The sequence below is a fragment of the Paenibacillus sp. EKM301P genome, assembly GCF_011800295.1.
GTDB lineage: Bacteria > Bacillota > Bacilli > Paenibacillales > Paenibacillaceae > Paenibacillus > Paenibacillus polymyxa.
Genome location: NZ_JAALFM010000003.1, coordinates 645,025 through 657,221 on the forward strand (window position 1 = coordinate 645,025; position 12,197 = coordinate 657,221).

A 12,197-nucleotide genomic window follows, 5' to 3' on the forward strand; every position below is an offset into this window, starting at 1 on the left:
TTTTCACCTCTTACGCATATGTTCTTCCAGTGCGGAAATGTCCTGATACCAATCCTCCAGCTGGTGTCCTTCTTTTCTGTGCTTTCTTAGCTTGTCGATGAGTAGATCATCCAATTCACGGTAAGACACCCCAAGACGCCTCCCCAGAATATAACTGCTCATCACCAGGCTGGCCAAACAGTCACCAATACGGACTGTACTGCCTTCCCACATCGCCTTAAACAGACGGGAGACTTGGTCAAGCACCTCTGTTTTAAGCCATTCAATAACCTTGGCTCGTTTAACTACATCCATTTCTTTAGGCATATGATGAAGAGTCACACCCCTCTGAAAAAGCTTTATTCTCCATTATAGCATATCCTATTTTGAAAATAACTGTTACCCCATAGGGTAAATCGTTATTTACAGAGCAGCTTTGCTACTTATTATAAGCCCATGTCAACACTGTTAGCCCCTAGGCTAATAGTAATCTTCAGTGCGGCTTTGCTGCTTATTTTAGCTTGAAGTATTAAGCGATTCCTTAGACACAAATTTCTCACAATACTCAATAATTTGGCTGCGGCGCACGATACCGATAAACCTTTCCATATCATCCACAACGGGCACAAAGTTCTGTACCTTCGCCAAATTAATCAGATCCTCCATATTGGCATCAATGGATACAGGTTTCATCGAAACCCGCAGCGGAACGTCCTTGAGCATAAACTTAGAAGCGTTTTCAAAGGTGATTTTCCCCTCGGACTCTTTCATATGCCACAATAGGTCACCCTCTGTAACCGTACCCGTATATCTACCTTCCTTATCCAAAATAGGAACCGCTGTGAACCGGTGATATTCCATTCGTTCCAATGTTTGTCGTAGAGTAGCATCCGCCGTTACACAAGCGACCTCTTGTTTGGGAAGCAAGAAAAAAGCAATATTCATGAGAAACGAATCCCCCTCAAAATCCAAATATAAATCCATTGATTACTCACTGAATGTCCTGTTTGTCGGGAAGCCTCAGCGTCTGCGGGGTTGTATCAGAGTCTAGCCAGTTCGCAATCATAAGTCTAGCATATTCAAGTTCCTGTTCATTAGCCCGGTCATAGTACAGGCCCTTCTTCTTGAACCCTTCCCCCGTAATCGTAAAACTTGAGATTTGTGGATTCCCTTGTGAAATAGCTTGCTTGCCAAGCCCAGTAATAAAGGCAGGTTCCATATCCGTTGTGAAATTGGCCCCCATGATATCGAGCAACTCCGGGATCTTGGTAATTCCGTCGATATTCAGCAGCCTATCCGCCATTGCGTTCAAAAAAATTTGCTGACGTTTTGTGCGGTTGAAGTCGCTATCTTCCCGATACCTAACATAATACATGGCTTCTTCACCATTATAAAGCGGCTTGCCCGCCTCAATACGGAACTTGATATGCAGCGGGTTTTTATTCTCGATGGGCTGGTCGATAGGTAACACTACTCCGCCCACTGCATTCACGGCATCCTGAATACCCTGGAAATTAATCGTAGCATAATAATCGACCTTATGCTCCATCAGCTTCTCTACAGTGCCCATGGACATATCCTCGCCTCCGAACGCATAAGCATGCCCCAACTTATCAAAATCATCCTCGCCATCTCGATTGGAATCATGTCCGGCAATCTGTACATACGTATCCCTTGGGATAGAAATCAAGAGCACACGCGATTCTGCGGGCCGTACAGCAGCATATATCACCGTATCTGAGCGACCACGTGCCTTTTCATTGGGCCGTTGATCTGTCCCCAGTAATAACACCGAAAAAGGCTCCTTCTGGTAAGCAATGGTCTCTTGGGGCTGTTGTTCCTTGGATTGACGAGGCTGGTAGGATTTCTCCAGCTTGCTTTCCAGCGTCGGTGACACAAACCAGTCAAAAGCCACGAGCGTCAGCTGTTTGCGGAATAGATAGCCCCCTACTGCAACTAAAAGCAAGACAATACATGAAATATATAGAGCGGTAAACCTCTTTTTCTTTTTGGGCTTTCCACGGGTCCTTCTCTTATGTCTTCTCTCCATCATGGCTTCCTTCCTTCTTTCGTCCACAAATCCCATCTCTTCATTAAACCGGATTGATCCCTCATGAAGCGGAAACTTCCCCTCAAAGCATAAAAGGTCTGCTACCTTGTTGTCAAAAGTGCCATGGCGTGGTTAGTTCCTCAAACTCATGACAAAAAAGGCTTTGCCCTTACGGTCAAAGCCCTCATTTACGTTTATATAAGTATTCTATGTAGCTTTCAAAGTTATCTTTTATCTTAATGCAAAGACAGTTTCACCAAATTTTGCAATCGTACCGGAAAAGAGGTGGACAGAGAAAAACCATAATCAAACAGCTTCCGTGTCTGTGCGAAACGCTCTTCCTTGCTCGGTGCACCCAGCACTACAGCGACTAATCGTTTGCCATGCTGCTCAGCTGTACCAGTGAAGCAGTATCCAGCATCGCTTGTGTACCCTGCTTTCAATCCGTCCGTCCCCGCATAAGAGTACGGTCCAGCCAAGGAAGGCAGCATCCAGTTCGTATTACTGATGTAAATGCCCTTATCCTTCAATTCCATCTGTGTGCGGCTGGACGTTCTGAGAATCTCAGGATGTGACGTAATCAAGTAAGAGGCCAACTTTGCAGTATCGCTTGCCGTCATTTTCGTTTCTCCGCGAATATCCTTAGGATGGTTCGGCCCCAATTCACTCTGACCAGCCCCAGAGGCATTACTAAAGCGACTATCGGGTGACAGCCCAATTTGAGCAGCCTTTTCATTCATGCGCTTCACAAAAGCGAACTCATTCCCTGATGAACGCTCTGCCAGCGCTACAGCGGCGTCATTCGCTGAATACACAACCATACTTTGGAACAGTTCAGATACGGTTATTCTTTCCCCATACCGAAGAGACAGATTCACACCACCCACCGTACTGGCATAACGACTAATTCGCACCTCATCATTCCAGCCTAACCGTCCGGTCCGAATATCCTCCAGTACCAACAGCTCGGTCATGAGCTTGGACATATTTGCAGAAGGCATAGGCTTATCGCCATTCACATCCATCAGTAATTCCCCGGTGTGCATGTCCATCAGCACTGCAGCGTCTGCATCCACATTCGGCTTTCCGATCAACAAGCGGGGTCCAAGAGTAATAAAAATCAATATAATAAGTACCGGGACGACAATAGCCCAACGTAACCAATGTTTTTTCATCATCGTAATAACCTCCATATCTTATTAGACGATGAAAAATCCATTTTGTCTGCAATTTTTCGAAAAAAAGATACAATTTTTTTACCTTTTTTTATTTCACGACAAAATATCCGCCAATCCTTGTTACAGGATGACGGATATTTTGCTTCTTCAGTATGTCGTATCAGGCAAAGTGACAGGCTACAAAATGCTGGTCGCCCGCATCTCGATATACTGGAGCCTCTGTTCTACAGCGCGCTTCCGCCATAGGACAGCGTGTATGAAACTTGCATCCTGACGGCGGATTAGCCGGAGACGGGATGTCCCCTTTTAACACAATCCGCTGCCTTTTGATCGTCGGATCTGGAATCGGTACTGCTGATAGCAGAGCCTTGGTGTATGGGTGTAGCGGATTACTGAACAGCTCCTCCTTGGAAGCCAACTCTACCATTGAGCCCAGATACATCACACCAATCCGGCTACACAGATGCTCGACTACACTCAGATCATGCGAGATGAACAGGTACGTCAGTTGGCGTTCCTGCTGCAAATCGCTTAACAAGTTAATGATCTGGGCTTGAATCGACACATCCAGAGCAGATACCGGCTCGTCAGCCACAATAAAATCAGGATTCAAAATCAAGGCCCTTGCAATCCCGATCCGCTGCCGCTGACCGCCAGAGAACTCATGCGGATAACGATCATAGTGATATGAGGACAGCCCACAAATGTTCAGCGTTTCGTTGACCTTCTGCCGTAGCTCATTACGATCAATCAACCCGTGATCCAGCAAAGCCTCTCCGATCGCCTCACCCACCTTAATTCTCGGGTTCAGTGAACTAAAAGGGTCCTGGAAGACGATTTGCAGCTTTGGACGAAGCGCACGAATCTGCTCCTTGTTTAATGCGTGCAAATCTTCGCCCTTGTACCGTACTGATCCCTCTGTCTTATCCATCAATCTGAGAATCGTACGTCCAATCGTACTTTTACCGCAGCCCGATTCTCCTACCAGACCAAACGATTCACCCTTATGAATATGAAAGGATACATCATCGACCGCCTTGACATGTCCGACCGTACGCTGAAAAACCCCGCCTGTGATTGGGAAATACTTTTTCAGCCCTTCCACTTGAATTAAAGGCTCGCTCATATTCGTTGCCCTCCTTCTTTCTCATATAGCCAGCAGGCAACCTTATGGCCATTCTCCTTTTCATTCAAGGGAGGGGCCTGATCCTTGCATATTTGCATACAATGTGCGCATCGATCATGAAAATGGCAATTTTCGCCCAGCTCAATGGGGTTTGGCACCTGCCCTGGGATGGAATATAGCCGATCCATTTTCTGATTAATGACAGGCTTTGCCTTTAATAGTCCTTGAGTATACGGATGCTGCGGATTTTTGAACAACTCAATGACAGGAGCCTCTTCAATAACGTTCCCGGCATACATAACGACCACATAATCCGCCATTTCTGCCACGACACCCAAGTCATGTGTTATCAGCATAATGGACGTTTTAAGCTTATCCTTCAAATCCCGCATTAAATCGAGAATCTGTGCCTGGATCGTTACATCCAGTGCCGTTGTCGGTTCATCCGCAATCAACAGCTTCGGATTACAGCTTAAAGCAATCGCAATCATAATCCGCTGGCGCATACCGCCACTCAACTCATGAGGATAGGAATTGAATATTTCCTCCGATCGCGAAATGCCCACCAAATTAATTAGTTCAATTGCCCGGACGCGTGCTTCCCTTTTACTCATTAATGTATGCATCAGCAACGGCTCCGTAATCTGTTCCCCGATCGTAAGCACCGGATTCAGAGAAGACATCGGTTCCTGAAAAATAATCGAAATGTCATTGCCGCGAATTTGCTGCATTTGCCCTTTATTGAGTTTTAGGAGATCCTTGCCCTCAAACCAGATTTGTCCGTCTGAGGTATGGGGAGAATCAATCAACCGCATCATTGTCATCGCAGTTACACTCTTACCACAGCCAGATTCTCCTACCACACAGAGCGTTTCACCCTCACGAATTTTAAAACTGACGTCATTGACCGCTTTGACAGTTCCGTTAGAGGTATGAAAGTGGGTTTTCAGGTTACGAAATTCAATCAAAGCATTTTCCATAAACGTTCGTCTCCTACTTCTTCATTTTAGGGTCCAGCGCGTCACGCAAGCCGTCACCAATCAGATTAATCGCTACAACGGTAATTAGAATACACATTCCCGGTGGTACCCATATCCAGGGCCGTTTGCGGAAGTCAATCAGATTATTCGCAGCCGATATCATGTTCCCCCACGAAGGTGTGGGCGGCACGACGCCAATCCCCAAGTAACTGAGCGCAGATTCTGTAATAATCGCACCAGCCACTCCAAGCGTAGCCGTAACAATAATAGTAGGAATCGTGTTCGGTAGCAGATGTCGGAATATTTTGCGGCGGTCTCTCAACCCCAGCGCTTCCGTCGCCTGCATGAACTCCTGTTCACGCAGCGTAAGAATCTGCCCTCTGACCAGACGGGACAAGCTCGTCCAGCTCAGGACCCCAATAATAAGCATCAGAAAATAAATACGGTTCGACGGATCAACCTTCAAATCCGATAGAACAGCACCTAAAATAATAAGCAGCGGCAATGTAGGCAGCGCCATAAAAATATCAGCAATCCGCATAATAACCGTATCCACGCCTTTACGATAAAACCCTGCCAGCGCACCCAACGTTGCCCCGATCATGACCGAAATAAACGTGGCGACCAGCCCCACTGTCAAAGAAATACGGCCAGCCAGCATCGTACGCAGTAAAATATCTCTACCAAACTTATCCGTACCGAGCCAGTACTTCGCATTAGGGGATAAGTTTTTGTCAGAGAGCTTGTAATCATCTAAGTGATAAGGTGAAATCATGGGACCAAATACACAAATGATAACCATCAGAATTAATATAACGAGACCTGCTAAAGCCAAGCGGTTTTGGTTAAAACGGCGAACGGCGATTCTCCATGGAGACGCTTCAGGACGGATCGCCGCCTTTTGATTGGTTTCAATCGTGACTGTTTCTGCGGACAATAGTATCCCTCCTACTTCAAGCGAATTCTTGGATCTGCCATGCCATACAATACATCAGAAAGTAGATTGCCGATGAGCGTGAGAACAGCTAGGAAAATGGTGAAGCCCAACATAAACGGATAGTCCCGCATACTAATGGACTCCAGGTAGACCTGCCCCACACCCGGCCATACAAATACCTTTTCCAGGATCATTGCCCCACCAAATAAGGCTGGAAGCTCGAACCCGAGCAGTGTGATTGCTGGAATCAGGGCATTGCGCAGTGCATGTTTGAAAATAACCGTCCGTTCCTTCAAGCCCTTGGCGCGTGCGGTACGGATATAATCCTGACGGATGACCTCCAACATGCCTGTACGGAAATAACGAGTCAGGCTTCCTGTACTCAGCATCGTAAGTACGAGTGTCGGCAGGAACATATGCTTGAGGACATCCACCATATACGCCCACGAACCTGCTTCCATCCCTGCTGTAGTCATACCCCCAACCGGGAGAATTCCCCATTCCAGGGCAAATATTTTGATGGCCAATAGACCAATAAAAAATGAAGGCAGCGACATACATAAGAAAATGAATAACGTAACGAACTTATCGAATAGGGAATATTGAAACTTAGCTGAAAATACCCCTGCAACAACTGCAATGAGCCAGCTAAAAATAAGACTAAAAAAAGCGATAATAAAAGAGTTCCATACATAATTGCCAATGACCTTCGTTACCGGCTGCTTATGCTGTAATGAATCCCCCATATTTCCCTTTAACATATTACCGGCCCATATAAAATAACGTTGGTATTCCGGCTTATCCAGCCCGTAGATATGTCGTAGCTGTTGCGCCTTCTCGGCGGTCATATTCGGGTTCTGCTTGGCTGTAATATAATCACCCGGCACCATGGCTGAAATCGCAAAAACGATAATGGATATGCCAATAAGTGTGGGGATGAGTTGCAGCAGTCTTCGAATAATGTACTGCTTCATATTCATTCCTCCAGACGAATAAAGTGATATGCCCAGCTCGTGAGAGCTGAGCATACGGTTGGCATCCCTTATTGAGCGATTTGAGCGTTATGCAGAGTGAACTCAAAATCTTTGTATGGCGTAATTTCTAGGCCGGATACACGTCCATTCACTGGCCACATATCTCTGCGTTGGTACATAAAGATAGTTGGCAGATCTTTGTTCAACTCTTGATAGAGCTGTTTGTAAATCTGTTTGCGTTTCTCTTGATCCAGTTCATGCTTACCAGCAAGCGTTAATTCATCGACCTTTTTATTAGAGTAGCCGATATCGTTTTGTGCACCATTCGTAATAAAAGTCGTTGTGTCCGGGTCTGGAGTTAAGCCCCAGGCCGCAAAGAACATATCAAACTTGCCTGTATCCTTTTTATCCATAATGGCGTTAAAATCTAAAGTTTCGGAAGTCAGCTTGATGCCTAGCTCCTTATAGTTATTGGACATGATTGGTAGCAAGGCCTCTACTACTGGATTATCAGCAGTTGCGGAGAAGTTAATGGTCAGCTTTTCGCCGTCCTTTTCGCGAATCCCGTCAGCACCAACCTTCCAGCCTGCCTCATCCAGCAAAGCCTTCGCCTTCGCTGTATCAAATTCATATTTGTTGATGCCTTCATCCGTATAAGACCAAGATTCGGTAGATTGTGGAATGTTAATGACATTCGCATATGGGCCATACACGCCCTGTACAATCTCTTTACGGTTTAAACCAATAGTTAAAGCCTGACGTACTTTAGGGTCCTGGAATTTCTTTTCCTTGTGATTAAATGCAATATATCCATAGCCATTGGTCGGCATAATATTCACGTCCAAGAAGCCTAGAGCCTTTAATTCCTCTACATTGTCTTCCGTAACTGTGATGTTGTCCATGTCCGTTTCGCCTGTTTGCAGCATAGACAGGTTTGTTTCTTCTGTTGTCGTTTTGAAAATAACTGATTTTACCTTTGGTGCGCCCTTGAAGTAGTTTGGATTCGCTTCAAGTACGACTTGCTGACCCGGGGAAAAGCTCTTCAGCACATACTGCCCGGAGCCGATTGGTTTATTATTAAGCGCCTTGATGCTGTCCAGGTTACCCTTCTTGAACCCTTTTCCGTAATAAGCTTCTGGCATGAAGTATTGCTCACCCAGATAATCCTTCGTATAAGCTGTTGCTTCTGTAACGGTTACCTCTACTGTATTATCATCGATGACCTTGATACCCGAGATATCATTCGCCTTGCCATCGTGGTATTCCTTACCGCCTTTAATCTTAAAAGATAATATATCGCTTTCTCCATCATAATTCGGATCATGCAGCACTTTGAGAACAAAAGCATAATCCTTTACGGTTACTGGAGTGCCGTCACTATACTTCACACCTGGTTTCAGATGGAAGGTGTATTTTAGACCATCCGGCGATACATCAACCTTCTCAGCCAAACTATTTTCATATGTACCATCTGCCTTCACCTGTAAGAAGGAATCAAATACCGTTCTAACTACATATAAATCGTAAGTTGTTTGCCAGAATAGCGGGTTAAATACCCCTTTAGGTGATGTCATACCTACTACAATGTTATCTTTCCGATTTGTTGCTCCCGGAGGATTTTGTGACAAATCCGTCGCTTTAATTACACCCTCTGTAACTGGTGCGCTGCCTTCATTTCCCTCTGTTTTCTTATCCGCATTACCTTGCTGCGGCTGTGCCTCATTAGCACCTCCACTACATCCTGCAAACAGAACACCAACGATCGTAAGCACCATAAGCAAAGAAACCCATTTCTTCGTTTGCACCATCCTGTTAATCCCCCTTAGTCGGTCTTTATTTAACAGCCTGTCTCATTCCTGCGGTGATTCGTTAAAGCTTGAGGTTTGAAAATGAAGTTTGCACATCCTCCTTACTGTTCCTAATGATAGCGTAGAACACATGTTTTAGACCCTTGGTCAATTTTGTGCACCGACAACCATTACATTTTTATTAAGGTTTATCTTAAGTGTAAAATAATATCACGTCAATATCTTTTTTTATGTAATATGCAATTGCAAAACATCTATTTTTGTAAAGTTTATGAAATTTACTTGTGGAAAATGACAAAAAAATGAGTGTTATGTAATATAAAATAACATTCCGAATGATCGAAATGTGTACTCTGGCGAGTTGGGGAGCTTGTAATTTCCTAAGCCACTAAAAGGCAAATCATACTTAATGGGTAAACATGGATTGTATTATTAGTAAGTTACAATAGATGGCACTTGTTGTCAATAAAAAAAATCATAAAAAAAGATGCCCCCAGAATTGGGAACATCTTTTCTTTCCACCCACTACTATTCAGTAGTGTAAGGAAGCAATGCGATTTGACGGGAACGTTTAACAGCGATTGTCAACATACGTTGATATTTCGCGCTTGTTCCAGTCACACGACGAGGAAGAATTTTTCCACGTTCGCTGATGAATTTTTTAAGCAGGTCTGTATCTTTATAGTCAATGTGAGTAATTTTGTTCACAGTGAAGAAACATACTTTACGACGTTTGTTGCGACCACCACGACGAGCTGGTCTTTTGTTATCGTCTCCGCCTTCTCTTTGTCTGAAGCCCATTCTTTGTCAGTCCTTTCCCAATTAAAATGGTAGATCATCATCCGAAATATCGATCGGTTTTCCGTCATCGGAAAAAGGATCCTGATTGTTTCGCGAGTTATTATTCCCGCGCCCACTATTGCTGTTACCGCCTCCGAAAGGAGACTCCTCACGCATACCTCCACCGCTATTGCCGCCACCGTTGCCGCTATCGCGGCTAGATTCCAAGAAACGTACATTATCAGCTACAATTTCAGTCACGTATACACGTTTGCCTTCATTGTTCTCATAATTACGCACCTGTACACGGCCTTCAACAGCCGTCAAACGACCTTTACGAAGATAGTTAGCGCATGTTTCAGCAAGCTGACGCCAGGTTACGATCGGCAAGAAATCCGCTTCCCGTTCGCCGCCTTGACTTGTAAACGGACGGTCTACAGCCAGGGTGAACTGGGTTACTGCTACACCAGACGGTGTATAGCGCAGCTCTGGATCTTTGGTCAAACGACCGATCAGAATGACACGGTTCAACAATCCAATCCCCTCCTTTGAGCGTTGTTCATTACATAATCACGTACAATAATTAAGCTACGTCGTTCGTAATGAGATAACGAATTACTTCGTCAGAAATTTTCATGATACGCTCAAGCTCAGTAACAACAGCAGGTTCTGCTGTGAAGTTTACCAGAACGAAAGAACCATCACGGAATTTCTTGATCTCATACGCAAGACGGCGTTTAGTTACATCGTGATTCGTAATTTCGCCACCGCCGTTAGAGATGATACCTTGGAATTTGTCGACTGTCGCTTGAACAGCTTCTTGTTCAATGTCAGGACGAATAATGTACATCACTTCATATTTGCGCATTCTTTACACCTCCTTATGGACATAAGGCCCTCAATCTCAGTTGAGAGCAAGGAACGAGCCTAAACTCGCACTAAAACAGTTTACCAAATCGAGCGCCTGAATGCAACCTGCAATTTCGAGCACAAGGCTAAAAGCTGTTCACACACAACCTATTATTAGCTTTATACATTTTTATATCACTTCACAAATTTTGCATATATAAAGGAAATTATTTTTGATTAACTACTATCTGTGTGCCCTGATTTCGCATGTTTCTGTTTAAGACAGCGCACAATAACCGTTGCAGTCCAAATTCATTATCTAAGGAGGCACAACCGTATGGGTGAAAAGACTGAGTTCGTACCCGGGGATAAGGTCCCAAATGACGGCGTATATATGGAGGTTGGAGAAAAAAGCTTTCATACTGAAATCCAAAACCCGCAGCAAATAACGTTGGAAAGAGGCGATTCTTTTCCGAAGACCACCAACCATAATCGCAAGTGGAAGAAAAAAACGAAAGCTCGTGTCCACTAATGTATATTTCTTCGGAATCCTGGCCATATTATGATTAGGCGATACAACAGAGAGGTGTGGTTCCGTTGGACAACGTAGCCTTACAAACTGTTAGGAGATCCATTCCGGGCATTAGAAGCGTTAGGTTTGTGTAAAAGGACACTGTCTTTTCAACACGGTATTGCTAGTCAGTACACCGAGTTTCATGATGTGATTGGACAGATCGTATCCTGTTAAAAATGTATCGCCTACGATGGAGGACCTTTGTGGTCCTCCTTTGTTGCATTATCGGACTTTTTGCATATGCTGGTAAAATGCAGATTAATTCAGCTCCTTCTGCTAGAATATATCCAAGTACAAAGACCTACTATCTACGGAGGTTTAAAGATGAGCTATTCTCGTATATTAAAGTGGATATCAGGTATATTCGAATTGGTGCTGGCTGTACCGATTGTGGGAGGAGCTATTGTCATGGGGACTGGCTACTCAGCACTGGGGTTTATGCTTGTCCTGCATGCAGTAACACTTATCCTGTCGTTACGCAATCAGGAAGCGATCTACGGTTCTGTCTGGGGAGTACTCACTTCCTTGCTAGCCTGGATTCCTTTTGTTGGCTGGGCACTCCATTTGATCGCTGCCATCCTGCTGATGATCTCTGGCTCAAAGAGAACAAAACGCTATCATTACCCGCCTAACCAGCTATAACAAAAGAATGCTCCTGACGGCAATTATTTCAAACGCTGTTAGGAGCTTTCTTTTACTTTAACACCTTATTCATTCACCAAGAGGTTCTTAATCATTCTTCGATATCGCTACATTCATTTTTATAACCTAATAATGATTTATTTCCATAAACCAAAAAATCCCCTACGTCAGCAGACGTAAGAGATTGATCAAGTTCATGAAGTTAGTGGCGGAAAGAGTGGGATTCGAACCCACGCACGCCTTGCGACGCCTAACTGATTTCGAGTCAGCCCCCTTGGACCTCTTGGGTACCTTTCCGCAGCAAGGATAATTATATCATC

Annotated in this window: 14 protein-coding genes and 1 tRNA gene; 2 read left to right on the forward strand and 13 right to left on the reverse strand. The window is 44.6% G+C overall.

Going from position 1 to position 12,197, the window contains the following annotated elements; translation table 11 throughout:
- Positions 1-3: 3 nt before the first annotated feature.
- The 12 genes from HFD99_RS11160 to rpsF all read right to left on the reverse strand — a co-directional run bounded on the left by HFD99_RS11160 (position 4) and on the right by rpsF (position 10,680).
- Entirely contained in the window at positions 4-306 is a 303-nt protein-coding gene (locus HFD99_RS11160; RefSeq protein WP_013373896.1) for a MazG-like family protein, read from the reverse strand.
- A gap of 189 nt (positions 307-495) precedes the next feature.
- Positions 496-924, reverse strand: coding sequence for a CBS domain-containing protein (locus HFD99_RS11165; protein ID WP_013373897.1), 429 nt, complete (start codon positions 922-924; stop codon positions 496-498).
- Positions 925-970: 46 nt separating this feature from the next.
- Positions 971-2,032 (reverse strand): LCP family protein, encoded by a 1,062-nt coding sequence (locus HFD99_RS11170; RefSeq protein ID WP_045244807.1) that lies wholly within the window; start codon positions 2,030-2,032, stop codon positions 971-973.
- A gap of 233 nt (positions 2,033-2,265) precedes the next feature.
- A complete protein-coding gene (locus HFD99_RS11175) occupies positions 2,266-3,207 on the reverse strand; it encodes a D-alanyl-D-alanine carboxypeptidase family protein (RefSeq protein ID WP_123797863.1) in 942 nt (313 codons plus the stop codon).
- Between the two features lie 160 nt (positions 3,208-3,367).
- Complete coding sequence (locus HFD99_RS11180; protein WP_016822458.1) at positions 3,368-4,333, reverse strand: ABC transporter ATP-binding protein; 966 nt, start codon at positions 4,331-4,333, stop codon at positions 3,368-3,370.
- Positions 4,330-5,313, reverse strand: a complete 984-nt coding sequence (locus tag HFD99_RS11185) for an ABC transporter ATP-binding protein (RefSeq protein ID WP_123797864.1) — start codon at positions 5,311-5,313, stop codon at positions 4,330-4,332. The genes HFD99_RS11180 and HFD99_RS11185 overlap by 4 nt, the downstream gene beginning before the upstream one ends.
- Before the next feature lie 13 nt (positions 5,314-5,326).
- Positions 5,327-6,250 carry an oligopeptide ABC transporter permease gene (opp4C, locus tag HFD99_RS11190; protein ID WP_016822456.1) on the reverse strand — a complete coding sequence of 308 codons (924 nt, stop codon included), beginning with the start codon at positions 6,248-6,250 and terminating at the stop codon, positions 5,327-5,329.
- A gap of 11 nt (positions 6,251-6,261) precedes the next feature.
- Positions 6,262-7,224 (reverse strand): ABC transporter permease, encoded by a 963-nt coding sequence (locus tag HFD99_RS11195; RefSeq protein WP_123797865.1) that lies wholly within the window; start codon positions 7,222-7,224, stop codon positions 6,262-6,264.
- 68 nt (positions 7,225-7,292) lie between these two features.
- Positions 7,293-9,032 (reverse strand): ABC transporter substrate-binding protein, encoded by a 1,740-nt coding sequence (locus HFD99_RS11200; protein ID WP_019689090.1) that lies wholly within the window; start codon positions 9,030-9,032, stop codon positions 7,293-7,295.
- A gap of 528 nt (positions 9,033-9,560) precedes the next feature.
- Positions 9,561-9,833, reverse strand: coding sequence for a 30S ribosomal protein S18 (gene rpsR / locus HFD99_RS11205; protein ID WP_013312800.1), 273 nt, complete (start codon positions 9,831-9,833; stop codon positions 9,561-9,563).
- Between the two features lie 21 nt (positions 9,834-9,854).
- The gene (gene ssb, locus HFD99_RS11210; protein WP_123797866.1) at positions 9,855-10,346 is read right to left on the reverse strand and encodes a single-stranded DNA-binding protein; all 492 of its coding nucleotides are present in this window, start codon (positions 10,344-10,346) and stop codon (positions 9,855-9,857) included.
- 49 nt (positions 10,347-10,395) lie between these two features.
- Positions 10,396-10,680: a 30S ribosomal protein S6 gene (gene rpsF, locus HFD99_RS11215; protein WP_007433230.1), complete on the reverse strand. Its 285-nt coding sequence runs from the start codon at positions 10,678-10,680 to the stop codon at positions 10,396-10,398.
- 318 nt (positions 10,681-10,998) lie between these two features.
- Here rpsF and HFD99_RS11220 point away from each other — a divergent pair, with 318 nt between their 5' ends.
- Together HFD99_RS11220 and HFD99_RS11225 are read left to right on the forward strand one after the other, a co-directional pair.
- On the forward strand, positions 10,999-11,193 hold the full coding sequence (locus HFD99_RS11220; protein WP_013373906.1) for a YjzC family protein: 195 nt from the start codon (positions 10,999-11,001) through the stop codon (positions 11,191-11,193).
- Between the two features lie 366 nt (positions 11,194-11,559).
- Positions 11,560-11,877, forward strand: coding sequence for a hypothetical protein (locus HFD99_RS11225; protein WP_016822453.1), 318 nt, complete (start codon positions 11,560-11,562; stop codon positions 11,875-11,877).
- Between the two features lie 206 nt (positions 11,878-12,083).
- Here the strand turns inward: HFD99_RS11225 and HFD99_RS11230 are convergent.
- Positions 12,084-12,174 (reverse strand) — tRNA-Ser (locus HFD99_RS11230).
- Between the last annotated feature and the right edge of the window lie 23 nt (positions 12,175-12,197).